A 25,336-nucleotide genomic window follows, 5' to 3' on the forward strand; every position below is an offset into this window, starting at 1 on the left:
CCGCCCCTTCTGCTAAATCAGGCCCAAGTCCTCGCCAATCAGAACCCTGGCAGCGGCAGTTTGGGCACGTGCGGACGCCGCAGGCGCTGCCCGCGTCGTATCCGTGCAGAGTGAACATCTCCGGCCACGGGCGGCCCACCTCGTGGGAGGCGCTGAGCCTGGCATCCTCCACAGCTTCACCGCGTTGCCTTCGCTGACCTCACACCGGCCCTCGGAGTGAGTGTGGCGGCGGAGCCGGTGACCACGTCGACCAGATACACGACCTCACCCGCGGTGCAGGAACCCGTCGACCTCGCCCCCGGTGGCCGACTCGTCTTGCTGGTGGACCGGCTCGCCATGGTCTGACACACCGCCCCGACGCCACACAGCCGGGTCGACGCCGCCCACTGATGGCCCGAAACATAAGGGTGCCGTCACCGAACCCCCGGCGGTGGCGCGCCCAGGTGCGCATGGCGTCTGCTTCGTGCTCGTTGTCCCGGACGGTGATCAGGCTCAGGTCGAGGTGCAGGCCCGCCGCGAGCGCCATCTCGAGGCCGCGGGTGAAGCGGTCGAATCCGCTGCGGCGGCGCGTCATCTGGTCATAGGTCGCGCCGTACTGGCTCAGTGTCAGCTTGGTCGGCGGGTGGGTGCGCAGCAGGTTGAGGATGCGGTCGCTGTGCAGCCGGGGAAGTCGGGGTTGATCAGGGGCTCCCCGGCCCTCCAGGCCGCGTGACCAAATTTGCCACCCAAACCTGCACCAGACCCCTGTCTTTTGCGGCGTCGAGCACGCGCCAGAACGCTTCGGTCTCCATGGCGGCCTCCTCCGCATGTGCGCGAAGTTTGAAACTCAAGGTCAGCTTGTCGCGCAACTCCATCAGGGACTGATGTAGTCGCCCCACCAGAAGGTTGCGACGTAGGCCCGTCCAAGTGCCTCGCCGCCTCGCCCGCCCCTGATGTGGACGACGATCAACGCCAGGACGAACCAGGCGGTGAAGCATCCCGCGACGATCAAAGTCCACCGTGGACCTGAGGCAAGAGCGATGACGATCAAGGCAATGATCGTCAGGGCCAGTCCGATGTGGCCGTCGCTGATATCCGTGCCGGGCTTGTTGCCGCCTGCCATGGGTGCCCCTGCTGAAGATCGCGTCGTCCTGCGTCCGAGCAGCTTACGGGGCTCTGCCTGTACTGTCGGTGCCGCTTGAGCGACGGGGCCTGGTGCCCTTTGGCAGGCTCACGGGATCCGCCTGGACCTCATGCACGGCACCCGTCGCGTGGCCACCGCCACGCTGGAAGTCTCCCCGCAGCTGGCCGACGACTGCGCCTCGGCCAGGCCCGGGGCGGCGGCAAGCAGGGCCAGGCGGCACCCCTCCGACGGGCGTCGACTGCCTGACCACCGTCAGCCATAGGACTCGAGCGCCAGCGCCAGGGCGAGCAGGAGCAGCAGCAGCTCAATCACCGTGCCACCCCCCATTCGCAGCTCGTCGGGCGGGGTATGGCACGGCTCGTACTGGGAGGTTCACCCATTGCGGGTCTGCTGCTCCTTCATCACTCACCCGCCCCCGGGCGCGGGGGCGGAACGTCTTCGGCGGGAGAGGAAGTCTCCTTCACTTAACGGCAAAGGGCCGCTAAAGTCCTTGGGGGTGGCTGGCCACAGCACGTTTCTGGACTTTTCTGTTCCCCTTTTGGTCGTCGCTGTGCAGAGCTGCGGAGGGACGGGCTCAGTCCCCGACGTGGATGCCGGGGCGGCGGTCGGGGTCGGGTTCGTTCCTGCGGATGATCTCCCGGGTGACGGGGGCGGTGTCGCCGCGCCCGAGGAGGAAGTAGCGGATCATGTGCACCAGGGGGCTGCCTTCGGCCCAGGCGAAGTAGCAGTGCGGCCGCACACCGGTGCCGTCCCGCAGGGCCAGCAGGATTGCGGCGATGGCGTTGGGCGCTGCCGGGGCCTGGGCGCGCAGGATGCGGTAGCCGTCGACTTCGACGCCGTGGACGGTGAGGGTCTCGCTGAAGTCGGACGGGTCGACGACGTCGATCTCCAGGAAGAGCACGTCGGCCGGGCCGGGTACCGGATTGGTGCCGCGCTGTTCGCGTTCCTTGGCGCTGTATTCGGCGGCGTCGCCGGCCTGGCGGCGGTTGGCGATGATGTTGATGGACTGGTCGTGGGCGAGGGTGTCGCTGATGAACCGGCGGGCGGTCTCGTCGAAGACGAGGCGGTCGGCGCGCAGCTCGGTGGTGCGCGATACGCGGGAGACCAGTGACACGGCGATGATGCCGAGGATGAAGAAGCCGGAGATGGCGATGCCGTCGGGCTTGTCGACGATGTTGGCGATCAGCGCGTAGAACAGGACCGCGGTGAGCGCGGCGAACCCGGTGGTGGCCGCGCGCCGCCGGTGGCGGGCGACGAAGACGGTGACGGCGAGGGCGCCGGAGACCATCATCGCCAGGATGCCGGTGGCGTAGGCACCGGCCTGTTTGTCGACGTCGGCGTCGAACGTGATGGTGATGATGATGCATAGGGCGGTGTAGACGAGGACGACCGGGCGTACCGCGCGTCCCCATTCGGGGGCCATGCCGTAGTCGGGCAGGTAGCGGGGCACGATGTTGATCAGCCCTGCCATGGCGGAGGCGCCGGCGAACCACAGGATCAGGATGGTGCTGATGTCGTAGACGGTGCCGAACGCCTCACCGACATGCTCATGGGCCAGCCAGGCCAGGGCGCGGCCGTTGGCGGCGCCTCCGGGCTCGAACTCGGCTTTGGGGATGAGAACGGTGGCAACGAAGCTGGCGGCGAGCAGGTAGACGCTCATGATGAGCGCGGCGGTGGTGAGGAGCTTGCGGGTGTTGCGGATGCGGGTCTTGAGACGCTGTTCGGCATCGGCGCCGTCGGCGGCCACCAGCGGCATCATGCTCACACCGGTTTCGAAGCCGGACAGGCCCAGTACCAGCAGGGGGAAGGCCAGCAGGGCAGGGCGGGCCAGATCACCGAAGCCGCCCAGGTCGGTGAGGGAGCCGGTCCACGCCGACCAGGCGTCGGGATCGGTGAGCACATGCGCCACGCCCACGCCGATGACGATGGCGTTGAGGGCGAGGAAGACAACCACCAGGGGGATGGCCACCTTGACCGCCTCGCTGAAGCCCAGCAGGAACACTCCGCCGAGAATCAGCAGCAGCGCTACCGTCATCGCGACCTCATGGCCGTGCAGTACTGCGGGGAAGAAGGGGTTTTCCACCACGTGCACCGAGGCGTCCGCTGTGGACAGCGTGATGGTGATGATCCACGAGGTGGCAACGAAGCCGAGCAGGACCAGCACGAACAGCTTGCCCCACCAGAACGGCAGCAGATCCTCCAGCATCGCCACCGACCCCGCACCGTGTGGGCTTTCCTTGGCCACCCTGCGGTACATCGGCAGCATCCCCAGCAGCGTCAACGCCACGATCAGCAGTGTCGCCAGAGGAGAAACGGCTCCTGCGGCCACGGCGGCGATCGCCGGTACGTAGGCCAAACTGGAGAAGTAGTCGACACCGGTCAGGCACATGACCTTCCACCAGGCATGCGGCTCGGCATGACTCTCACCGGCCGCGGGTCCCACCGGCTGCACTCGGTGACGCAGCAGCCACCGTGCCGCTCTGCCTGTCGGCTCGGCCCGCAAGGCGGGACTGTCCACCGTCTCCGGCATCACCGGCCGGCTCGCCTCACTCATGTCCCCGTTGTCCTTCCGCTGCTTGATCACTGAAATGGCACTCGGAGCTGCCAAGGGCACCAGCGATCATCGCGTATGCGGCACCGGATCCCTCATCCGGTACTGAGGTGCACCTGAGTGAGCCGAGGGCGGCTGGTCATGCCATTTGCTGCAACGCAGGACGCGGTGCGCCCTGGACGCACGACACGCCTTCGGTGCCCTCGACGGTCACCGGCCCGCGCTCCTGGCCGTGCACGACGCCGTCGACGACGGCATCGCCTACCGAGCGGAGCTGTCGGTCCGTGTCGATGGCCCGGTCCTGTCCGGCGACCCGATCCTCCAGCAGGAGGCCCAGCTGCCGGACTCATGGTGGAACGACCTTGCCGGGACGCTGGAGAAAGTGGCGGCCGTCGACACCGGCCGCGTCGCCGTACGGCAGCAGTACGTGGAGCGGGTCATCCCCGAGTTCGTGGGCATCCCGGCCCCGGCCGTCTCCTGCTGGACAACAGCCCATGCGGATGTGCACTGGGCGAAGCTCACCGAACTGGTGAGCCTGCTGGACTGGGAAGGATGGGGCAATGGCCCCGGAGGGGTTCGACGCCGCCACTCTCTACGCCTACTCGCTACTCCAGCCGGACACTGCCGCCCGCGTCCGCGCCGTCTTCCCCGTGCTGGGCAGTCCGGTCGGCCTCGCCGCCGAAGCGACCGTGTGCGCTCAGCTGCTCCAGACCGTGGCCCGCGGAGACAACCTGGTTATCGAAGGACTGCTTCGGAACGGGGCTGGGGAACTCCGCCGCCGCTGAGCCCGCGCGGTCGCCCCGACCATGAGGCCGACCACGCCGGGGCGACCCCCGACTTCGGCCCCGAGTGGCGTGTCGAAGTGACACAAGATTCGAACAAGCGATCTAATACCGGTATGGACGAGACCGACTTCCCCGACGACCTGGTGCAGACGCAAGCAGCCTGGAACACCACCTACCAAGCGCTCGCCGCACCCCGCCCCCGCGACACCACCGCCCTGCGCCGCCGTCTGCTGCGCCTGTCCGTACGGTTGTGGTGGCACCCCTACTGGGAAACCGTCCCCTCGGCGCCGGCGGCGCGCTCCGAGCTGCGGCAGCTGGCCCGCGCCCGGCGGGCCGTCCAGGCGGCGTGACCGCATGCCTGGGTCGACCAGGAGCACGGGGGCGCGCCAAGGGTTGCGCCTATCTGTTGCGCTGGATGTTGCGCGGCCCGCAGAACCGTCCCCGTGTCCTCGCAGGTCACCACGCGGTTTTTCCGTGGTCGGCCGCTGACATCCCCGTTGCGGCCGCTCTGCCCATGTCCCTTGGCTGGTGTGAAGGAGGAAGGCATGGGCGGCGCGGCCGCGGCCGGGGATCGGGGCGCGCTCGGCCGGTTGCGCGTCGGCCGGGGCCGCCGCGCCTCGCCGCCGTCAGCCGGGCGGCGGAGGCCGGGACGGAAATCGCCGGCGCCTCGACCTGGCTTCGGGTCAAGAGACCGACCTCCTGCCGGAGTTCGACAATTGGCCGTGGCCGGGACGGGCCGTCCTCTCGCCGATCCGTGGGGACGCCACGCTGTGGTTCACCGGTGACGAGCGAGGCCACTGCCCGATCTTCCGTCGCGACGCGGACGGCACGATCACCCGCCTGACCGCCTCCGGCGCACACGCCTCGCTCTGCGTGTCGCCCGATGGAACCACCCTCTATGCACTGCGCAGCACGATCGACAGCCCGCCTCGAGTGGTCCGGCTGGACGCCGTCACAGCCGATCAACAACCCGCCTTCCTTAGGGCCCCCGGCGACCTCGACCCGCTTCCCGGCACGCTGGCCGAAGTGCACGTCGAGGCGGACGACGGTTTCCCGTTGCGCGCCTGGCTCGCGCTGCCCGAGGGTGCGTCGGCCGGGCACCCAGCGCCGCTGATCATCGCCCCGCACGGTGGACCACAGATGTCCTGGAGCGCCTGGACGTGGTTGTGGAACCCATGGCCGTTCACGGCCCGCGGCTACGCAGTGCTGCTACCCGATCCGGCGCTGTCCACCGGCTACGGGCAACGCATGCAGGAGCGCGGCCGGGGCCAGTACGGCGGTCAGCCCTACCGTGATCTCATCGCGTTAGCGGACGCGGCGCTGGCACGCGACGACCTCGACGCGACCAGGACCGGCCTCGCCGGCTGGTCCTACGGCGGCTACCTGGCCAATCGGGCCGCGACCGTCTGCCCACGAACGAGCGCCTGGAGTTCCTCGGGGACTCCGTGCTCGGCCTCGTGGTCACGGACACGCTGTATCGCACCCACCCCGACCTGCCCGAAGGCCAGCTGGCCAAGTTGCGGGCCGCGGTGGTCAACTCTCGTGCGCTGGCGGAGGTGAGCCGTGGGCTCGACCTGGGCGCCTTCATCCGGCTCGGTCGTGCTGAAGAGGGTACGGGCGGCCGGGACAAGGCATCCATCCTTGCCGACACCCTCGAAGCGGTGATCGGCGCGGTCTATCTCGACCACGGCCTGGACGCAGCCTACGAATTGGTGCGCCGCCTGTTGGACCAGCTGGTCGAGAAGTCCTCCAACCTCGCCGTCGGTCTGGACTGGAAGACCAGTCTCCAGGAGCTCACCGAGACCGAAGGCCTCGGCGTGCCCGAGTACCAGGTCTCGGAGACCGGCCCCGACCACGAGAAGACCTTGACTGTTGCCGCCCGCGTCGGAGGCGTCTCGTACGAAACCGGCAGCGGCCGCAGCAAGAAGGAGGCGGAGCAGCAGGCCGCCGAATCTGCATGGCGGTCCATCTGGGCCGTCACGGATGAGCGAGCCAAGGCGGCGGAGAAGCATGGCGACATTGGGAGCCAGTGGCGGTCATCTTCGTGACAATGACGTTCTGTCAGTGCGACGTTCCCTTCCATGGAGCCGCACCCATCCCATTTCGCGGGCGAGTTCTATTTGCTCGCAGCCGATGAAGCGGCCCACGCGACCTGTTCGCCTCCGGCACCGTCTCAGCTTTTCCTTCGATGGGGCTGAGGCCCTCGGGACCTGCAAACTGTCTGCAGGTCAGTATGCGGCAGGAACCAGGCGACCTCACCCGGATGGAGGTCACGCTGGACAGCCCGTCGTCCGAATCGACAAGGCGCGGGTGCCAGGTGTGTGAAGACGGCAAACCGTCGGTGACGGTGTCGCCGCCGACTTCCATGACCAGTTCGGGTTCGACCAGAGTGACCGGCGGGCCCGGTGATCGGTGGCGGCCAGCCGAAGTTCACTGGAGGTGGCCGACGTTGTCGGTGGCACGGGTCGATCAGCTGGAGAGCGGTATCGTAGTGGCGGTCGTTTCATGCCGGAAACCCGAGGAGGGGCGGGCGTGTTGTCCGCCGTTGTTGACTCTCGACGAGCAGGAGACCGGGCCTGTCGCCTTGGTTCTCGATGTGGACGTGCGGGATACCGATGCTGGGGCCCGGCAGGATGCGGCGCATCCGGGGCTCCAAGAACACCATCGACCCCAACTCCTCGTCTCCCCTGCCAGCTTGGGCGGACTTCGCCCGTACACCGCTCAGGACTGACCCTGGCATGATCGGAACGATCTTTCGGAGCGACGACGTGTCCAAGGAGCACCGGTTCGAGTACTGGTGCGAGTTGATGCACCGGGCGATCGCGCCCAGTCACATGAGCAGCCGGTTCGCCGGTGACTTTTGGGCGCAACAGCGACTGCTGGAGCTGGGTCCGGTGTTGGTGTGGCCGACGTCGCACCTGCCGACGGGTTTTCGGCGTACCGAGAAGCTGGTGCGGCAGTCCGATCCGGAGATGTACCACCTGTCACTGGTGCTCGGCGGCGGCCTGGGGTTCGAGCATGCGGGGCGGTCCGACGCGTACGGGCCGAGCGACCTTTGGGTGAGCGACACGTCACGGCCGTACGAAGTGCACCCGCCGGCCGACGGATGCCGCCAGGTGAACAGGGGGGTGGGCGTGGACTTCCCCAAGGCACTGGTGCCCCTGCCGTCTGCCCGCATTCAGCAGCTGCTGGGGCGGCGGCTGCCGGGTCGAGAGGGGGTGGGTGCCCTGCTGACGGGCTTCCTCACCGGACTGGAGCAACAGGCCGACGTACTCCAGCCGTCCGACGCGCCCCGCCTCGGCACCGTCCTGATCGACCTGTTGTCTACCTGGTTCGCGCAGGTGCTTGAGGCGGAAGACGCGCTGCCCCCGGAAACCCGCCAGCGGGCGCTGACGACGCGCGTACGGGCATTCATCCGTCAGAACCTGCACGACCCGGGGCTGTCACCGCCCGCGATAGCCGCCGCACATCACATCTCGCTGAGCTACCTGCACCAGATCTTCAAGGACGACGCTCCCGGTGAAACGGTCGCGGCCTGGATCCGCGACCTGCGCCTCGAGGGCGCCCGACGCGACCTGGCGGACCCCAACCTCGCCTCCACGCCCGTCCACACCATCGCCACGCGCTGGGGCATGGTCCGTGCCTCCGACTTCGGGCGAGCCTTCCGGCGCGCGTACGGAGTGTCGCCCATGGAGTACCGCGCACGGATATAGCGAGGGCGGCGCGCGATCGGTGGGGATGAGCTGATGCGTAGAGCGCAGGTCCACATGAGGGGACTGTCTCGACTGCTTGCTGGGCAGCCCCTCCACGCAGCTTCCTCGGCCGGCTCGCGCTCTTCGGCAGCAGGCTGCGCCGGGGACGGCTGGGGTTCGCGTGACCTTGTGAATTGAAGGGCCCGGACAGACCGGAGCCCGCACAAGAGGGTGTTCACGACCCCTCGTACAGCGTGCCAGAGGCTCTTCGAGCACCGTCCCCGTCAGTACCGCCGGTCGGGCAGCGGCTCGGCGTTGTTGTCGCTCTGGGGGAGGCGCTCGACCGGCTCGGACACCGGTCCCGCACGATCGTCACGACGAAGTCCACGTTGCTACTCCCGGGCGGAAGGTGAAAGCGGTGTTGGCCTGGCTGCAGGCACCTTTTCCACTGTTGGCAGGCGCCTCTCCGGCGTGGACGCATTGCATAGGAAGCCGTGGACGGAGTGCGCACCACAGCTGTTCAGGTCCATGGCAACGTTGATCATGCGCAGCCCCTCGCCCCCGGATCACCCAATCCGTCCGAGAGGCAGCGCGCGATCAGGTGATCACAACACCTTCCACCCAGCACCACCTCTCCGCGCGCCGGGGAGGTTGGCATATGCAATACATCTAAGGGGATCCCATGCGCCGCAGAGTTGCCAACGCCACTCTCACCGCTCTTGCTCTCGCAGCAGGTTCTGTCATGGTCAGCGCGCCGACCGCCTCGGCCGTCACCTACTGTGACAGTGCTGGCTTCACCGCCTCGAGCGAGCCCATGCATCGGTGTACCACGCTGACCAACGGCATCCTGGCCATCAAGCAGGCTTCGAGCGGCATCATGACCACCGAGTACTACAAGGAGAGCGGATCTGCCGTCTCCATCAAGCTTGGTTACTCGCGCTCGGGGACCAGCCACTACGCCAGCGCCGTCTCCATTAGCTCGGGCCAGACGAAGTACCACACCTGGTCGCTGGGGGAAAGCGCCTACTGCTCGAACATAATCGGCCTGATGAGCGCCACTGGCAGCACGTACCAGACGCCTACCTCGCACTGCTGAACCAGAGCCTCATAGGCCCCGCCTGCCAGGGCGGGGCCTTTCCCCCAGTCTTGACCTGACCATGCAAGGAACCGCGCCGTGTTTTCCGCGATCTTCCAGCACCACATTGGCTATTTGGCCGTGTGCACATTGATCGGCCTCGTTTGCGGCGGTGCAGCGTGGACGCTAGCCAATAAACGAAGGAACCCTCACGGCGTATGGTGGTTCGGACTCGCCTTTGTTCTCACCGGCGTCCTCGGTGTCACGTTTATGGGCGCCGGCTCGGCCAGCGGCGCATGCGTCCTTAACCATAGGTTCGCCGAGCCCTTCCTCACCACGCAAGGGTTGTGGAACCTTGCCATGATGGTCCCCGTTGGCGCATGTGCCCTCTTGGCCATCCGTCGCCCGCTACCTGTCCTGTTCGGCGTCATCGCACTGCCCCTGGCCATTGAGTTCACTCAGGCCACCGTCAATGGCCTAGGGCGCGTATGCGATAGCTCAGATGCCGAGATGAATATTGTCGGAGGTTTGATTGGGCTCGCCATTGTTGCAATTGTCCTCGCGATCCGCCACTCGCTCGCCTGGGAAGCGGGTATAAAAGGGACGTTGATTGCCTTCGCGGCACTGCTCCTCTTGGGATCGGGATTCGCGCGTCCGATGCTCGACCTCACGAACGTTGACGGCACAAGCCTCGCCGGCACAGACTCCGAGCAGAAGCGGGCCGTTGAGGCCGCCGTGAAAGAGGCATTCGGTGACCGTTACAAGATCGGGCAGCTGTACGAGCAGCCGTGTGGGGACTCCTCATGCACCAACATCATCTTCCACCTGCACAGCCGTGAAGAGGAACACTCCGAAGACTTCGGCACTGGCAGCCTTTCCTGGCCGGACAAGAAGCACCTGAACGTACAGCTGGAGAACAGCGACCGGTCTACCGTTATGGGATACCCGGTGGAAGGCGTGAAAGTCCCCTCCAGCGATGCAACAGCCTCTCGTATCACGAATTCGTACGCCCAGCGAAAGTATCCGTGGGCGATGGGTGCGACCATGACAGAAACGGTCCCCGTGGGTGAGAAGGCCGAACTTGGCTGGATCACGGCCTGGAGATGGACGCACAACAACGTTCTGATGCCCAGGATGTTGGACGTTCAGGTAGACAGGGCCGGACGTGTATCTCAGATTGACGTCACCCTTGGCCCGACCCGGGCAAAGTTTCCCAAGGTCAAACTCGACGCCGGGCAGGCCGAAAAAGCAGTAGACAAAGCGGTAGCGGCACAACTTCGATCCAATGGAAAAACTGGCGCAGAATGGCACAGCAAAGCGGTCACTGTGAAAGCAGTCGAGCAAGACGGTGCTTTGCTGCCGAATTGGCTTGTGAACGTGACGTGGCCCAGCAGCGGAAGGGGCGAGGCTCCGCAGGAGGCGGCAGCGGTTGACGTGTACCGCGTGAACGCCGTCACCGGCCAGGTGTACGACAGCGGCGGGCACCTTCTCAAGACCAGCTGACTCTGCCGTTGCGATGCGCAGCTGTCCTGGTGAGGGCGAACAACTCCCCCAACCAGGTGCGGCGGTCATACGGTGAGTGAGCGTTTTCAGCGTTGACGCTCCAGGGTGAGGATGGCAGCGGCGATGACCGTCATGCGGTTGGGGCTGCAGCGGGCTCCGCGGAAGACGCGCCAGGACTTCAGTCTCGCGACGCTTCGTTCGACCGGTGCTCGTGCCGCATGCCGCATGCCGCATGCCGCATGCCGCATACTGCGGCTGCCCACCATCCGGTCCCAGTTCACCGGCGGCGGCCCGACCACGACCAAGACCGTCCGGGTGTACTGGCTGCAGCCCTCAGACGTTAGCGTCCTAGTCGATGGTGATGCCCAGACCGGGCGCGGCCAGGCGGTGGATGTAGCCGTCGCGGAACGTGAAGGGCGTGGTGCCGGCGAGGTGGTCCAGCAGGCCGCTGCTGTCGCCGTAGCTGATGCCCAGTGCCTGTTCTTGGATGAGGAGTCGGCGATCGCGAAGTCGAGTTGCAGGCTGGCCGCGAGCGCGATCGGGCCGAGCGGGCAGTTCGGGGCCACCATGCGGTCGTACGCCTCGGTCATCGCGGCGATCCGGCGGGTCTCGGAGATTCCGCAGGCGTGGCTGATGTCGGGCTGGGCCGCCTGTAGCGCAGAACAGAGCCCAGGTCTGCGCGGTCACCGGCGCGCTGGGCGCTCAGTTTGATCGCGGGTCGTGCTCAGCAGAGCTCGCCAGCGCGGTAGCTCGGTGAACGGCACGACCAGACACAGGAGAGTCACCGTTGCGGCGATCCACGTCCCCCACAGTGCCCACGCAGACGCTGCCGCCGCCACCAGATGGAGCACGACCAGCAAGATGGTGACGATGCCCGGCACCGCAACGGGCGCGTCTGCGCCGGGCCGGTCGCCCGGCGTGCTGAAAACGGCAGGCAGCCCGATCAGCAGCAGAACGGCGCCGATCGCCAGCGGGACGGAGTGCGACCACAGAGCCCACGGGCTGCCCACCCAAGCAATTACCTCAGCGGCCACGCGCACGCCGCCTCGGACATAGTCGTGCCCCGGCCGTTGCGTCCTGGTCCTCACGGTGCTTGATACCTGTGGAGGGGATGGGGAGGGATCGGTGGCGGCCATGTCATCCTTCGGAGGCGCGGTCAGGAGGGTCGGCCTGGAAGCCGGCGATCAGGGTGTCGATGAGAAAGTGGAAACTCCGCGTGACATCGCGGGGCATCTGAAAGCCGGCGGCGGCCTCAAGGGTGACGAACCCGTGGAGTGCTGATCGCATCGCCCGTGCGGAGTCGACCACGCGCGCGTCGGGCAGGCCGAAACCGGCGAGGACGTCGAGCAGCACCTGCAACGCCTCTTCGCTGACGCGGCGGTCCTCCTCGTCATCGGCTGCTGGCGCGGGGACGGTGGCGGCGTAACGGCCGGGATGCTCCAGGGCCCAGCGGCGGTAACTGTCGGCGAAGGCCCGGACAGCGTCCGGACCGGAACGGCCGACGGACTCCCGGGCCAACTGATGGGCGAATTCGCGCTTGGCCTGGACGGAGATACCGTGCCGCAGTTCGTGCAGGGAGCCGACGTGCTTGTACAGGGACGGCGGCCGTACGCCGAGCCTGTCGGCCACCAGGCCCATGGTCAGACCCGACAGACCGACCTCGTCGGCGAGGGCTGCTCCCGCCGCGACGACGGCGCTCTTATCGAGGCCCGCCCTAGGCACGGACGTGTGCTTCCAGGAAGGCCAGCATCAGGGACACCGTCTCCTCGGGGTACTGGTCGTGCGGGTAGTGGCCGGCTCCCTCGACCATTGCGAGTTCTCCGACACCGGCCGGCATCGCAGCCACGATCGCCTCGCCCTCGGCGCGCGGATCGACCCAGTCGGGGTCGAGCGAGCCCTGCACGATCAGGGCGGGGCACCGTACGTTGCCCAACTGTGCGCCGGCGTCCGTCGGCGCCGACTGTCCCATCTTCTGCAGCGCCCGCATCCGGCCGGTCTCGCCCAGCATCGCCTCGATGCGGGCCAGCCGGTCGGTCCAGTCGGCCGGCTTGCGGCCCGGGTAGGCATGGTCGAGATAGCGAGACCACAGTCCGACCCTTCCGAAGAGGCTGGCGCCGAGCAGTCGGAAGGCACCCTGGCGGTAGCTCTTCGAGCGGAAGTCGCCGAGCTTGATCGACTGCGCGCGAGTGAAGGGGCCCAGCTCGATGATGCCCCTGACCAGATCGGGATCGTGGGCGGCCGCGATGGTGGCGGCGCCGCCGGAGATCGAGTGGCCCACCAGGACGGCCGGACCGCTGTCGATGTGACGGATCACCGCGAGCAGATCGCCCGCGATGTCAGTGCGCGAGTAGGAAGGCCATTGCGCGCTCGACTCGCCACAGCCCCGCAGGTCGACCGCGGCCACTCGATACCCCGCCGCCACTAGACGCGGCATGACGAACCTGTACGCCGTGCGACTGTCCCCCATGCCGTGGGCCAGGACGACCAAGGGGCCTTCTCCAGCGGCCTCGTAGGCGATGGTGCCGCCCGGGACGGAGACAAGCTCAGTCATGACATCTCCCTGCTCGTTAAGCGCAATAGCTATAAGCTAATGCGACTAGCTAAAAGCTAATGTACATAGCCAACAGTGTCAACCCTGGCCGGGTACCGGGTGAGAGCGAGCGAGAGGAAGGTCCAGCTCAGTTCGAGGTGGAGCGCCTGGACACCTTCGACGTCCGCGATGACGACGATCCCGAACTGCACGAGAAGATCAAGGAGCTGCACCGTCGCCGCAACGAGCTCAACCCCGAGGCCGCCGGAATGCTTGCCGACTCGCCCGCCTGATCCGTACCGCCAACCTGGCCGCACTGCGCATACGGTGCAGACCCTGCTGCCGACCCCGTTGGTTGCCGCGGTATCCACGTCCCCGGCCACACGGAGTGCCTCGCCCACCTGGCCGACGCCGACCGCGACGCCTACCTGGCCGGCCTGACTCCCGGCGCCAGCATCGACCACCGGGGCACCACCTTCACCGAACCCTCCTCAACGCCCTACTCAACGCCCTCCGTGACCCCGCAACCAGTAACGCCCGCGTAGGCGCCGCCGGTTTCGACTCGGTGATCTTCGAGGGCTCTGCCGGGTTCGGCTCGGCGATCTTCGAGGGCTTCGCTGGGTTCGGGTCGGCGACCTTTAAGGGCTCCGCCGGGTTCGAGTCGACGACCTTCAAGGACACCGCCTGGTTCAGGTCGGCGACCTTCCAGGACGTCCGTAACCGCGTCAAGCGCTGAGCGCTCTGGCCCGGCTCAGCCAAGCCCTGTGGACGGTGTCCGAACCGTGTCGCCGGCTGATGCCTCCGGAGCGGAGGGTCCGCCGGTGGCGAGCCAGCGGTCGACCCAGGCGGGCACGGGGAGGGCGAGGTGCTGCTGGGCCGCGTAGATTGCTGGACGGTGCTCCTGGATCCATTTCAGTCGGTCGCCGCGCCGCCGGATCGCGCGGACTTCCAGCGTTCCTGGCTGACGGGCCGGGCCGGCGGTGATGGTGGTGCACTGGTCGCTGCAGCCGGGTGGCAGATGGCAGTTGCATGCCTCGTCCACGGGAGCGAGGGGCAGGCCCCATCCGGGCGCTGCGAGCAGCGCCGTCAGCCGTCGGTGGCCGGTTGCGCCGTCACCTGCGGCGAACGTGGGGTCGATGACCCAGCGCTCGCTGCCGCCACGTTCGCGGTCGCCGAGCCAGCCGGTCACGGCCAGCGGCACTCCCAGAGTGCGGATCAGGCCGATCCGCCGCAGCAGCCCGCTGGTCAGCCAGGCCGAGGCCGCAGCGCCCCGGCGGCCTTGCCGCCGGGAGGGACGCTCGGCCGGGTGCCACTGGTCCGGTGCCTGGCGATGACAGGGCGTCATGCCGTAGGGGCGCAACCGCTGGTCCGCAAGGTCGACCGCGCGCAGCCACTCCTCGGGGTCCAGACCCGACAGTGTGACGGAGGCGGAGGTGTCCAGCACGCGCAGCACCACGTTCTCGCCCTCGATGCGGGCACGGGCCCCGGGCACCCCCAGTACGTCGCCGTGCTCGTCGGCGCGCGGCAGCAGCGTCCCGGCCAGGTCCAGGGCCTGGGTGTCGTCCGGGTAGTGCCGCTCGCTGGGGCTGGTCTCGAAGCGGATCAGGAGGCGGTCCGGGCGGGGGTCGACGTATTCGATGCCCCACGGGTGCACGGTGGTGATCCGGCGCCAGGCCGGTGCGGCCATCACTCGGGCCTCCAGCAGGAGCTGGTCGGCGTCCGGCTGTGGGATCAGCAGTGTGCCGGGTGCGGCGGCCTCGACCCGGCGCAGGGCGGACTGCCAGGGCAGCCCGGTGTACAGACGCAGCAGGACAGCGCGACGTTCGATGGCGGTTGTCTTCACGACTCGAAGCCCCTCAGCACCGCGGAGCCGTCCCGACACAGCGCGCGCGGCAGAGAGCCACGAGGAACATCCGGACCATGCGGCGGTGCCAGCCGAGTTGGCTTCTCCACGACGTGCTCGATGTCGGGTCGGGCACAGGGCAGGGGCCCCGCCGGGCCCGCTTCGGATTCCACCACCTCGACAGCGGCAGGCCCTGGATGACACGCCGCTGTGTCGCCGGATTGCCGCACCCGGGCTTTCAGCCGGACGGCCTCTGACGGCGAAGCTGTGCCAGCCGTCACGGGTGTGCCTGACCGAGCGCCATCGCCGTCGCTCCACTCTCGGATCCACCCAGCCTCCGCCTCTGCGCACGACGTCCTCGTGCCCTACCAGGACGACCCCCATGAGTCAGGAATTTCAACTCCCGCAAGACGACCTATTCACACGTAGCGTCGATGAACGCCCGCTGCATCTGGTCCGGCCCATCGATACGGACCGGCCCAGCTGGGCCGCCTACGATGACGACCGCTACATGGGCACTCTTCACGCACAGACCGACCTCGACACAACCTGGAACGTTCAGTCGACACGCGAGCGGCACCTCCGCCTCGACGACGCCGTGCGCGCCCTGCGCCGCCCGCAGACGCCTTGCAGTACATGGCCGCAACCGCCGACGGCTGACGCGGTGGCTTGAGCCGGTGGAAGGTCCTCGCACCTCCCCAGCGGTGTCAGTGCTCTGCGGAATCATGGTCGTATGCGTCAGAAGAAGCCTCGTGTGACATCTCCGTTCGACTTCTTGGAGCGATCGGGAGTGGCCGACGTGCTGCGGTCGCCCGTTGTTGCGGCGATAACGCGGCCGATCAACGTGGGGACGGGCGTTCAGAAGGTGATTGACCGGATCGCCGAGCAGAACTCGCTGACAGCGACCGTTGGCATCAGGGTTGATGTTCCGGTTCTACGGACCAGCTACCTTGGTCGAGGTATCGACCTGCACGCTCGGCAGAGCGCCTGGGCGCGAGACATCCTGGGGCCTGGCCCGTTCGGAACAGCGTTCTTCGACGCGGGTATCGCTGATGCGCTGAGGCGTACCACCGCCCGAACCGCACGCTTCGACCGTATCGGCCAGGGATTCATCACCTCCGTGCCATACGGCGTCGACGCTCGACTGCCGAACCTCTTCGGAAACCTGGTGCGTCCGCTGTCACCAGCGGTCCCAGGACTCGCCGAGAGGCTGGCGGAGCTGCTCTTTCCGCCCAACCTGCAGGGTTTTGACGAGACCGAGTGGCGACAGCTCATCGACATGGCGACGACGGACGGCATCGGCCTCATGTGGGCGCCGAGCAGGCGACATCTCCGTGCCCTGCTCGACGCACCGGACCGTAAAAGCCGGTACTCCTACTTGTATGCCCAGCGTGAGGCACTCTTCGTCGAGATCGCTGATGGCCTCGACGAGGTCCAGCAGGAGGACTTGCAGGAACTGGCTTGTCTGGGACAGCGTGCCATCGATGCGGCGCGCGCCGACCTGTGGGAAGCAGCCCTGTCGTTGGCCACTGATGTCATCTATACCGCGATGGAGACAAAGGCACTGCACTGGTACCGCGACGAATTCAAGGACGTCGTCGACGCTACCGGTGGCAAGATCGGCCAACGCGGGCCGGGCAAGGCGGTGACGTTCGTCATCAGCCATGCGCCGCTACCGCCACGGAGTGTCGGCATCTTCGAGCTACGCGCTCATCTCGTAGTCCGGCCGCTGTCGGAGACCTTCGTCGACAGCACCACCGTGCAGGGGAAGCACAACCGACACGCGATCTGCCACACCGCCTCGTACACCTCGATCCGGCAGGAGTACCTGGTCCCAGCACTGCTAAACATGCATGCGCTATTGCGAGGCCTCGACGAGAAGATGACCGACGACGAGATCGACGAGGACGATTGACGCTGCGCACCCCGCTGCTTTGGAAGCGCCGGGTGGTGCCATCGACCGCCGATGTCACAGCCCGACGCCGATGGCGGCTTCCGCCTATGGTCCGTCGGCGCGGCGAGCATCGGCTCCGGCAGGATCCACGTCATTGCGGCGCGGACTGGCGAGACGGTCGACGGCGGCCGAGGCCTCGAGGGCTTCCTGCTCGGCCCGGCCCAGCGCTGCCGAGGCCGCTTGTTGGGTCTTCTCAGTCTGCCGCTGCTCCTGGTCGGCCCGCTGGAGATCCTCGCGTGCTCGCTACAGCAGCCTTCGCTGCGTCGTGCTCTGCGCCCCGCTCACGCAGAAGCGCCTCGGCTGCTTCAGCGGTTTCGCGGGCCTGATCAAGGTGCTGCTGGTGCTCGCGCTGCCGACGCGCGAGCTCCGGATCCGGTGTCGTGGGAAGCCCGTATCAGTCCTGGACAGATGACGGTGAAGCCGGGCCCGGATCAGTGCCGGAGTCCTACGCTGAAACGCAGCACCGCGGCGTGCTTTCGGGGGGACACGATGAACGCGATCGACATGCCTGACAAGGCACCTGCCAGCACGTCAGAGGGTGTGTGGTTCATCAGTCATGCGGGTGCAGATCGTGCGTGGGCGGAGTGGATCGCCTGGCAGCTTTTGGACGCCGGGTTGCAGGTGGAGCTGGACTGCTGGGACTGGGGTGCGGGCGATAGTTTCATCGCAAAGATGAACGCCGCCCTAGGGCGGGGCCGGATGCTGGCCTTGTACTCGCCGGCCTACTTCGAGCCCGAGCGCTTCACCACGATCGAGTGGGAAGCGATGCTGGCGATGCGGGAGAAGATCACCCCGGTCCGTATCGCCGACGTCACCCCTCCGCCTGTCCTGCGGCCGCTGATTGCCCCGGACCTGTTCGGTCTCGACGACCACACCGCCCGCGAAGCACTGTTGCGGGCCATCAGCGGCCCGTCCCGCCCGGGAACGGCGCCACCGCGGCCGCCGGGGATGCTGTCCCGGGACGGCGGCCCCGGCCCCCGCCTGCCGGGGAGCCTGCCCAGGGTGCGGAACCTGCCCGCCCGCAACGCTGCCTTCACCGGCCGCGACAGCCTCCTGGTCCACCTGCGTGAGGCGCTCGCCTCCGGCCAACGCGTAGCCGTCCAGGCCCTTTATGGCCGGGGCGGGGTGGGCAAGACCCAGCTCGCCCTGGAGTACGCGTACCGGTTCGCGGGCGAGTACGAGTACGCCTGGTGGATTGCCGCGGAGGATGCGGCCCTGATCCCGGGTCAGTTGGCTGCGCTCGCTGCCCGGATGAATCTCGCACCCCCGAGTGTCCCGCCTGCTGACGCGGTGGAGCTGCTGCTGGCGGAGTTGGGGGCGATACCACGGTGGCTGCTGGTGTTTGACAACGCGGAGGATCCCGCCGCTCTGGCCCCGTTCCTGCCGGGCGGGCCGGGGCATGTGCTGATCACGTCCCGGAACCCGAACTGGCGCACCCGCGCTGTCCCTCTCGACGTCGACACCCTCACCCGGGCCGAATCGGTGGCCTTGCTGCGCGCGCAGGGCGCGGTGGTTTCCGATACGGAAGCCGACCGCCTGGCCCACCTTCTGGATGATCTGCCGTTGGCGCTTGTCCAGGCGGCGGCGCTGCTCACGCGGGGTCTGTCGGCGGCGCACCTGGAGGCTGAGCTGGCCCGCAGCATGGATGAGGTGCTAGCGGAGGGGTGTCCGGATGACTATCCGGTGTCGCTGGCCGCACAGGTCCGCCTCACCACCACCCGCCTGGAAGCTGATCACCCGGGCGCGGCCGCTGTAATGGCCGCGCTGGCGCTACTGGCTCCCGAACCCTTCCCCTTGACCTCCTGCGCAGGCCACCTGTCCGAGCAGACCTCCCCGCTGCTGAGAGAGGCGCTGGCGTCCCGGCTGGGCGCCGCAGGGGTGGTGGAGTCGATCGCCCGGCACAGCCTCGCTCGCCCCCAGAGCGGCAGCGTGCAGCTGCACCGCCTGACCCAGGCCGTCCTGGCCAACCAGCTCACGTCCGCCCCACGCAAGGGCGCGATGCGGGATGCCGAAGCTCTCCTGGCAGCGGCCTTCCCCGGAGACCCGGGGGAGCCGCGGTGGTGGCCGGCCTGGCAGGTGGTGCTCCCGCACGCGCTGGCCATCGACCCTGCTCGCCTCACCACCAGCCCGGGCCGGGACGTGGTGTGTGCGGCGTGCTGGTATCTGATGGACCGCGGACAGCCCCGCCCGGCCCGGGAGCGGCTGCAACAGTTGTACGACACCTGGCTGCAGCAGTTGGGCCCCGACCACGACGACACCCTGTGGGCCGCCAACTATCTGGCCCGCGCCTACCACGACACCCAGGACCCAGAACGCGCCCGCTCCCTCGACGAAGAAACCCTCGCCCGTCGCCGGCGCCTCCACGGCGACGACGACCCCGACACCCTGACCAGCGCCAGCAACCTTGCCACTTGGCTGTGGGCGTCGGGACGCCATGAGGAAGCCCTCGCCTTGGACGAGAGGACGCTGGAGGGGCGGCGTCGGGTGCTGGGGATGGAGCATCCGGAGACGCTGCGCTCGGCGTCCAACCTGGCGATCCGGTTGGCAGTTGCGGGGCGGGTGGAGGAGGCGGTGGTCTTGGGTGAGGAGACGCTGGGGGTGCGGCGTCGGGTGGTGGGGGTGGAGCATCCGCACACGCTGCAAACGGCGTCCAACCTGGCCAACCATCTGGCGGCTGTGGGTCGGGTGGAGGAAGCGCTGGCCTTGGGGGAGGAGACGCTGGAGATACAGGGCCGGGTGCTGGGGGCGGAGCATCCAAGCACATTGATCGCAGCGTCCAACCTGGCGGGCCGGCTGGTGAGTGTGGGTCGGGTGGAGGAAGCGCTGGCCTTGGGGGAGGAGACGCTGGAGATACAGGGCCGGGTGCTGGGGGCGGAGCATCCGGAGACGCTGCGCTCGGCGTCCAACCTGGCGATCCGGTTGGCGGCTGTGGGGCGGGTGGAGGAGGCGGTGGTGTTGGGTGAGAAGACGCTGGAGGCGCAGCGTCGGGTGATGGGGCCGGCGCATCTGGACACGCTGACTACAGCGCCCAACCTGGCAATCTGGCTGGCGGCTGTGGGTCGGGTGGGGGAGGCGGTGGTGTTGGGTGAGGAGACGTCGGAGGTGCAGCGTCGGGTGTTTGGGGTGGAGCATCCGGACACGCTGCTTACTGCCCACAATCTCGCCGTGGATCTGCGAGATGTGGGTCGGGTGGAAGAAGCGCGTGTGTTGGGGGAGGAGACGTTGGAGCGTCGGCGTCGGGTGTTGGGTGAGGATCACCCTGAGACCCGCCGTACGGCCAACTGGCTTGCACGGCTGGTCAAGGGGCAGGGAGAGTTACGCGCTGGTGGGTGAAGTCTGTGTCATGTTCTGCCGTCCCGTACCCCCTACCAGCGCATCTGTCCAGGAGCGGTTTTTCTGATCAGTAATGGGTGGTCTGGCCTGCACTGATCAGTTTGCGGTGCCTCGGTGGGCGAGGGCTGCAGTGTGCCAGTGGCTGCAGAGATTGTGGGCGCTGTGCTGGATCAGCGGCCTGGAGTCCGCCGCCCTAGTGGTGAGTCGCTCCCGCGCGTCGGCCCCTTCCGATATCGGAAGGGGCCGACGCCCTTTTCGGCGACACGAACGGGTGCTGAGACCGGAGATATGGGATGCACTTCCCCACGGATCCAAAAAGTCGTGTATACGGGTCTTGGGCCCGTCTCTCCTCTCCAAAGGAGAGTTGGGCCTTCGTCCTGTCTGGACTCGGCCGACTCCTCCTCAGGGGTGGACCGGGTCCGAGGTGGGCCCGGAAAGTGTGGGGCCGGCCCGCTGGATGTGGAGTCGAGACGGGCAGGCCCCCGGACCCAAGGGGCCCTAAGTGAACGTAACCGCCAGCCACGCGACTGTCCTCGTGACGTGCGTCGCGATAGTGATCGGTTGCTTGGTGTACCGCTGGACAGAGCCGACGCCTGGCACCGCTTCTCCTGCCTCCAAAGGTGAGCGGCTCGGGTGGGCTGTAGCGGCAGCTGCGGCGGTCATTGTGATCGGAGGCTTCCTCGCGTCTGGCATCGACATTGAGGTCCCCACGGGTCCGCCGGCCGCCGGACCGTCGTCGACACCGACGGCTTCCTCGATCCCGTCGCACTCGCCCACGTTGCCGACCGCTCCTCAGAAATGATGTCGGCTCGCCCCGGCCCACTTGGTCGGTCACACCTCCTTCTGGTGCAGGAGGAGGTGTCGGCGGGCACGCGGGCCATACGCTGGTGCGCAGCACGGGGCGTGGTTTCGGGGGACACGATGAGCGTGATCGACGGGTTCGGCAAGGCATCTGACGGTACGTCGGACCGGCGGTGGTTCATCAGTCACGCGGGGGCGGATCGGGCGTGGGCGGAGTGGGTCGGCTGGCAGCTCCTGGACGCCGGCCACCAGGTCGAGCTGGACTACTGGGACTGGGGCACCGGCGACAACTTCGTCCTGAAGATGAACGCCGCCCTCGAACGCGGTCGCCTGCTCGCCTTGTTCTCCCCGGCGTACTTCGAACCGGAGCGGTTCACGACCCCGGAGTGGACCGCGATGGTGGCGATGCGGGAGAAGATCACCCCCGTACGCATTTCCAGGGTGGATCCGCCGGCGATCCTGCGCCCGCTGCTCAGCCGGGACCTGTTCGACCTGGACGCGACAGAAGCACGCAAGGTGTTGCTGGAAGCGGTCAACGGACCGGCCCGGCCGCAGACGAAGCCGCCCTTCCCCGGCACCCACAGCGTGTTACGGCAGGTCGGCGCCAGCGGCCCCCGCCTGCCCGGCAGCCTGCCCCGGGTACAGAACCTGCCGGCCCGTAACGCGGCTTTCACCGGCCGCGACAACCTCCTGGTCCACCTACGCCAAGCCCTCGCGTCCGACCAACGCGTCGCGATCCAGGCCCTCCACGGCCGAGGCGGGGTCGGCAAGACCCAGCTGGCGATCGAGTACGCCTACCGGTTCGCCGGCGAGTACGAACTCGTCTGGTGGATCACGGCCGAAGACTCGGCCCTGATCCCCGGGCAGCTCGCCGCTCTCGCCGCCCGGATTGGTGCCGCGCCCGCCGGCACGCCTCCTGCCGAGGCGGTCGAGCTGCTGATGGCAGAGCTGGGAACGATGTCGCGCTGGCTGCTGGTCTTCGACAACGCCGAAGACCCCAGCACCCTGGCCCCGTTCCTGCCCGGCGGCACCACCGGCCACGTCCTGATCACCAGCCGAAACCCCCACTGGCACACCTACGCCCTCCCCCTGAACGTCGACACCCTCGCCCGCACCGAATCCATCGCCCTGCTCCGCGCCCAAGGCGCCGACCTCTCCGACGCGGACGCCGACCACCTCGCCCACACCCTGGACGACCTCCCCCTGGCGCTCGCCCAAGCCGCCGCCCTGCTCACCCGGGCCCTGTCGGCGGACGATCTGACGGCCGAACTCGCCCGCAGCACGGCCGAGGTGTTGGCCAAGGGCCGCCCGTCGGGGTATCCGGTGTCATTAGCCGCGCAGGTCCGCCTCACCACCGACCGTCTGGCAGCTGAGCATCCGGGTGCTGCCGCTGTGCTGGCCGCCCTCGCTCTGCTGGCTCCCGAGCCCTTCCCCCTGACCTCCTGCGCCGGCCACCTGCCCGATCAGACCTCTCCCGCCCTGAGCGAGGCCCTGGCATCGCGGTTGCGTGCTGGGGGTGTGGTGGAGGCGATCGCCCGGCACAGTCTGGCCCGTACCCAGAACGGCACCGTCCAGCTGCACCGTCTGACCCAGGCAGTGCTGGCCGACCAGCTCACCCCAGCCCAGCGCGAGCAGGCGGCACTGGATGCGGAAGCTCTCCTGATCGCGGCGGCCCCCGAAGACATGATCGATCCGGTGGGGTGGCCGGTGTGGCAGGTGCTGCTGCCGCACCTGCTGGCCGTGGACCCGGCCTCCCTCACCACCACAGCAGGACGGTGGGCGATGCGTGGCGGGTGCTGGTACCTGATGGACCGCGGCCAGCCCCACCCCGCCCGAGGCCGCCTGCAGCTCTTGTACGACACCTTGTTGCAGCAGCTGGGCCCCGACCACGACGACACCCTGGGGGCCGCCAACGACCTGGCCCGCGCCTACAACGACACCCAGGACGCAGAACGCGCCCGCGCCCTGGACGAAGACTCCCTCCACCGCAGCCGACGCCTCTACGGCGACGACCACCCCGACACCCTGGCCAGCGCCACCAACCTCGCCAACCGGCTCAGGGCGCTGGGGCGGTACGAGGAAGCCCTGGCCTCGCGCGAGGAGACGCTGGCGGGCCGGCGGCGGGTGCTGGGTGAGGATCATCCCGACACCCTGCGGACGGCGTCCAACTTGGCCCTCGATCTGGCGGCTGTGGGTCGGGTGGAGGAGGCGTTGGTGTTGGGGGAGGAGACGCTGGCGGGTCACCGTCGGGTGCTGGGTGCGGAGCATCCCGACACCCTGCGCACGGCGTACAACCTGGCCCTCGATCTGCGGGCTGTGGGTCGGGTGGAGGAGGCGGTGGTGTTGAGGGAGGAGACGCTAGAGCGCCAGCGGCGGGTGCTGGGTGTGGATCATCCCGACACCCTGAGCACGGCGTCCAACCTGGCCGCCATTCTGCCGGATGTGGGTCGGGTGGAGGAGGCGTTGGTGTTGGGGGAGGAGACGCTGGCGGTGCAGCGGCGGGTGGTGGGTGTGGAGCATCCGGACACGCTGCGTACGGCCTCCAACCTGGCGATCCGGTTGGCGGCTGTGGGTCGGGTGGAGGAGGCGGTGGTGTTGGGGGAGGATACGCTGGCGGGCCGGCGTCGGGTGCTGGGGGCGGATCACCCCGACACGCTGCTCACCGCGAACAATCTGGCCGTGCATCTGTGGGATGTGGGTCGGGTGGGGGAGGCGCGTGTTCTGGGTGAGGAGACGTTGGAGCGTCGGCGTCGGGTGTTGGGTGAGGATCATCCTGAGACCCGTCGCACTGCCGCGTGGCTGGAGAGGCTGGGTAAGGGGCAGGGAGAGCCTGGGTCGAGAGAGTGAACCCGGTGACGCGTTCCTCCCACCCTCGGCGTCTACCAGCGCATGCCGAGCGCATCTAGATCCGCGCGTCGCTCGGGGCTGAGCTTGGCGGCCCGGCGTCGGGCGTTGGAGATGAACGAGCCCAGCCCCAGAAGCTCGCCGTCAACGTCCTCGCGATGCTGTCGAGGCACGCGAAGATGCCCCTCACGGGTGTGGAACTGTCGGGCTGCGGTCATGTTGCGTTCCCAAAGCTCATCCTGTGACCGCCGCGCCGGCCGGAGTTCCTGCGCCTGCTCGGGGTCCACACCCAGGCTTTCCAGGAGGTACTGCTGGGCGGGAACGAGCCGCTCCCACCCGGCCACCTGCCCCGCGATCCACACCCCGAGATCCTCGCCCTGGACGACAACGTCTCCCGGCCGGGCCGGGAGCGTCCCGCCTGCTTGCACGTGGGCGAGGAGGAGCCGGTACGAGCGTTGCCAGGTGATCTCCCACCCTTCGGGTGCCCACCCGGGGTCGATCTCGTTGAGGGCCTCCTTGCGGCTCTCGGAGAGCTCCCCGGCATACGAGACGCCCTCTTCGCCGTTGGCGCGGCGTGCGGCGTTCTCACGCGCCCTCTTGGCTGCCTGACGAGCGTTCTTGAGGAAGACCCCCAGGGCGAACCCGTCCCACACCACGGAGGCGGCGGGTAGGAGGTGGCCGTGGACGTCGGCGTAGTCGCGGGCGACGGCGAGGCCGGCCTCCCACGCGGAGGCATGCACCGACCACACCATGCCCAGCGCCTCCAACTCGGCCACGCGCGAGGATTCCAGGGTCCCGGCCGCGTAGTAGCGGCGCTGATCCGCCAGCCACACCCCCAGCGGATGATTTGCGCTGCCGTCCCAGCCCTCCGGACAGACGAACGTGTACGGCACGCAAAGTTCGGTGCTGCCCATCTCGCGCAGCCACCGGGTGGCGGCCTCGATGCCGCGCAGCCAGTAGGCACGTTCAGGGTCGATCACCCGTAGCTGCACGAACTGGGTGAGCACAGCGGGGTCTCGTTCTTCGCTGAACCGCAACACCCCGGCTGCCCGGGCCCCCACCGGCGGCACCAGATCCTGCTCCTGGCCCTCGTCGTCCTGGCCGTCGACATCGTCCTCGAAGCCCTCACCGCCATCGTCGTCGGACGGTCGACTGCTGTTGCGCAGGCGGGGATCGGCAAGAGCCTCGATCGTCTCGGCATCGTGCGCTCGCAGGGCTGTTATCTGGGGGTGGGTTGGGTGTGAGGGACGTTTGGTATGCCTCCGACCTGGGGTCTGCGGCGTTTCGGGTGAAGGGGCTTGC

General features: G+C 68.2%; 19 protein-coding genes and 4 pseudogenes. 13 read left to right on the forward strand and 10 right to left on the reverse strand.

Annotated elements, in window-relative coordinates:
* Positions 1 to 680 precede the first annotated feature (680 nt).
* The 3 genes from ACZ56U_RS38440 to ACZ56U_RS38450 form a co-directional block, all read right to left on the reverse strand.
* Positions 681 to 854, reverse strand: coding sequence for a hypothetical protein (locus ACZ56U_RS38440; RefSeq protein ID WP_469088584.1), 174 nt, complete (start codon positions 852 to 854; stop codon positions 681 to 683).
* Positions 854 to 1,102 carry a hypothetical protein gene (locus ACZ56U_RS38445; RefSeq protein WP_469088585.1) on the reverse strand — a complete coding sequence of 83 codons (249 nt, stop codon included), beginning with the start codon at positions 1,100 to 1,102 and terminating at the stop codon, positions 854 to 856. Before ACZ56U_RS38445 ends, ACZ56U_RS38440 begins: the two co-directional genes overlap by 1 nt.
* A gap of 595 nt (positions 1,103 to 1,697) precedes the next feature.
* On the reverse strand, positions 1,698 to 3,677 hold the full coding sequence (locus ACZ56U_RS38450; RefSeq protein ID WP_469088586.1) for an APC family permease: 1,980 nt from the start codon (positions 3,675 to 3,677) through the stop codon (positions 1,698 to 1,700).
* 557 nt (positions 3,678 to 4,234) lie between these two features.
* Between ACZ56U_RS38450 and ACZ56U_RS38455 the strand changes: the two genes are divergently transcribed.
* From ACZ56U_RS38455 to ACZ56U_RS38485, 7 genes and pseudogenes are all read left to right on the forward strand, one after another.
* Complete coding sequence (locus ACZ56U_RS38455) at positions 4,235 to 4,459, forward strand: hypothetical protein (RefSeq protein ID WP_469088587.1); 225 nt, start codon at positions 4,235 to 4,237, stop codon at positions 4,457 to 4,459.
* Between the two features lie 113 nt (positions 4,460 to 4,572).
* The gene (locus ACZ56U_RS38460) at positions 4,573 to 4,809 is read left to right on the forward strand and encodes a hypothetical protein (protein WP_469088588.1); all 237 of its coding nucleotides are present in this window, start codon (positions 4,573 to 4,575) and stop codon (positions 4,807 to 4,809) included.
* 790 nt (positions 4,810 to 5,599) lie between these two features.
* A pseudogene (locus ACZ56U_RS38465) lies at positions 5,600 to 5,851 on the forward strand (prolyl oligopeptidase family serine peptidase); the annotation flags it as partial.
* Positions 5,852 to 5,865: 14 nt separating this feature from the next.
* Positions 5,866 to 6,507 (forward strand): annotated as a pseudogene (rnc, locus tag ACZ56U_RS38470) (ribonuclease III); the annotation flags it as partial.
* A 690-nt stretch (positions 6,508 to 7,197) separates the two neighbouring features.
* Positions 7,198 to 8,172 carry a helix-turn-helix domain-containing protein gene (locus ACZ56U_RS38475; protein ID WP_469088589.1) on the forward strand — a complete coding sequence of 325 codons (975 nt, stop codon included), beginning with the start codon at positions 7,198 to 7,200 and terminating at the stop codon, positions 8,170 to 8,172.
* Between the two features lie 661 nt (positions 8,173 to 8,833).
* The gene (locus ACZ56U_RS38480) at positions 8,834 to 9,247 is read left to right on the forward strand and encodes a hypothetical protein (protein WP_469088590.1); all 414 of its coding nucleotides are present in this window, start codon (positions 8,834 to 8,836) and stop codon (positions 9,245 to 9,247) included.
* 78 nt (positions 9,248 to 9,325) lie between these two features.
* Entirely contained in the window at positions 9,326 to 10,729 is a 1,404-nt protein-coding gene (locus tag ACZ56U_RS38485) for a VanZ family protein (protein WP_469088591.1), read from the forward strand.
* 86 nt (positions 10,730 to 10,815) lie between these two features.
* On the opposite strand, the pseudogene ACZ56U_RS38490 reads toward ACZ56U_RS38485, so the two are convergent.
* The 5 genes and pseudogenes from ACZ56U_RS38490 to ACZ56U_RS38510 all read right to left on the reverse strand — a co-directional run.
* A pseudogene (locus tag ACZ56U_RS38490) lies at positions 10,816 to 10,947 on the reverse strand (IS5/IS1182 family transposase); the annotation flags it as partial.
* Positions 10,948 to 11,274: 327 nt separating this feature from the next.
* Positions 11,275 to 11,364, reverse strand: a pseudogene (locus ACZ56U_RS38495) (hypothetical protein); the annotation flags it as partial.
* 48 nt (positions 11,365 to 11,412) lie between these two features.
* A complete protein-coding gene (locus ACZ56U_RS38500) occupies positions 11,413 to 11,865 on the reverse strand; it encodes a hypothetical protein (protein ID WP_469088592.1) in 453 nt (150 codons plus the stop codon).
* 1 nt (position 11,866) lies between these two features.
* A complete protein-coding gene (locus ACZ56U_RS38505; RefSeq protein WP_469088593.1) occupies positions 11,867 to 12,451 on the reverse strand; it encodes a TetR/AcrR family transcriptional regulator in 585 nt (194 codons plus the stop codon).
* Entirely contained in the window at positions 12,444 to 13,280 is an 837-nt protein-coding gene (locus ACZ56U_RS38510) for an alpha/beta fold hydrolase (RefSeq protein ID WP_469088594.1), read from the reverse strand. The genes ACZ56U_RS38505 and ACZ56U_RS38510 overlap by 8 nt, the downstream gene beginning before the upstream one ends.
* Positions 13,281 to 13,417: 137 nt before the next feature.
* Here ACZ56U_RS38510 and ACZ56U_RS38515 point away from each other — a divergent pair, with 137 nt between their 5' ends.
* Complete coding sequence (locus ACZ56U_RS38515) at positions 13,418 to 13,552, forward strand: hypothetical protein (RefSeq protein WP_469088595.1); 135 nt, start codon at positions 13,418 to 13,420, stop codon at positions 13,550 to 13,552.
* A gap of 272 nt (positions 13,553 to 13,824) precedes the next feature.
* Positions 13,825 to 13,995, forward strand: a complete 171-nt coding sequence (locus tag ACZ56U_RS38520; RefSeq protein WP_469088596.1) for a pentapeptide repeat-containing protein — start codon at positions 13,825 to 13,827, stop codon at positions 13,993 to 13,995.
* Positions 13,996 to 14,010: 15 nt separating this feature from the next.
* Here ACZ56U_RS38520 and ACZ56U_RS38525 read toward each other — a convergent pair whose 3' ends face one another.
* Positions 14,011 to 15,102: a hypothetical protein gene (locus tag ACZ56U_RS38525; protein WP_469088597.1), complete on the reverse strand. Its 1,092-nt coding sequence runs from the start codon at positions 15,100 to 15,102 to the stop codon at positions 14,011 to 14,013.
* A gap of 382 nt (positions 15,103 to 15,484) precedes the next feature.
* On the opposite strand from ACZ56U_RS38525, the gene ACZ56U_RS38530 reads away from it, so the two are divergent.
* The 4 genes from ACZ56U_RS38530 to fxsT (ACZ56U_RS38545) all read left to right on the forward strand — a co-directional run bounded on the left by ACZ56U_RS38530 (position 15,485) and on the right by fxsT (ACZ56U_RS38545) (position 24,037).
* A complete protein-coding gene (locus ACZ56U_RS38530; RefSeq protein WP_469088598.1) occupies positions 15,485 to 15,775 on the forward strand; it encodes a hypothetical protein in 291 nt (96 codons plus the stop codon).
* A gap of 60 nt (positions 15,776 to 15,835) precedes the next feature.
* Complete coding sequence (locus tag ACZ56U_RS38535) at positions 15,836 to 17,017, forward strand: hypothetical protein (protein WP_469088599.1); 1,182 nt, start codon at positions 15,836 to 15,838, stop codon at positions 17,015 to 17,017.
* Between the two features lie 528 nt (positions 17,018 to 17,545).
* Positions 17,546 to 20,389 (forward strand): FxSxx-COOH system tetratricopeptide repeat protein, encoded by a 2,844-nt coding sequence (fxsT, locus tag ACZ56U_RS38540; protein ID WP_469088600.1) that lies wholly within the window; start codon positions 17,546 to 17,548, stop codon positions 20,387 to 20,389.
* A gap of 921 nt (positions 20,390 to 21,310) precedes the next feature.
* Positions 21,311 to 24,037 (forward strand): FxSxx-COOH system tetratricopeptide repeat protein, encoded by a 2,727-nt coding sequence (fxsT, locus tag ACZ56U_RS38545; protein WP_469088601.1) that lies wholly within the window; start codon positions 21,311 to 21,313, stop codon positions 24,035 to 24,037.
* A 32-nt stretch (positions 24,038 to 24,069) separates the two neighbouring features.
* On the opposite strand, the gene ACZ56U_RS38550 is transcribed toward fxsT (ACZ56U_RS38545), so the two are convergent.
* On the reverse strand, positions 24,070 to 25,041 hold the full coding sequence (locus ACZ56U_RS38550; protein ID WP_469088602.1) for a helicase associated domain-containing protein: 972 nt from the start codon (positions 25,039 to 25,041) through the stop codon (positions 24,070 to 24,072).
* Positions 25,042 to 25,336 lie beyond the last annotated feature (295 nt).

This window comes from Streptomyces sp. NPDC034103 (genome assembly GCF_055575395.1).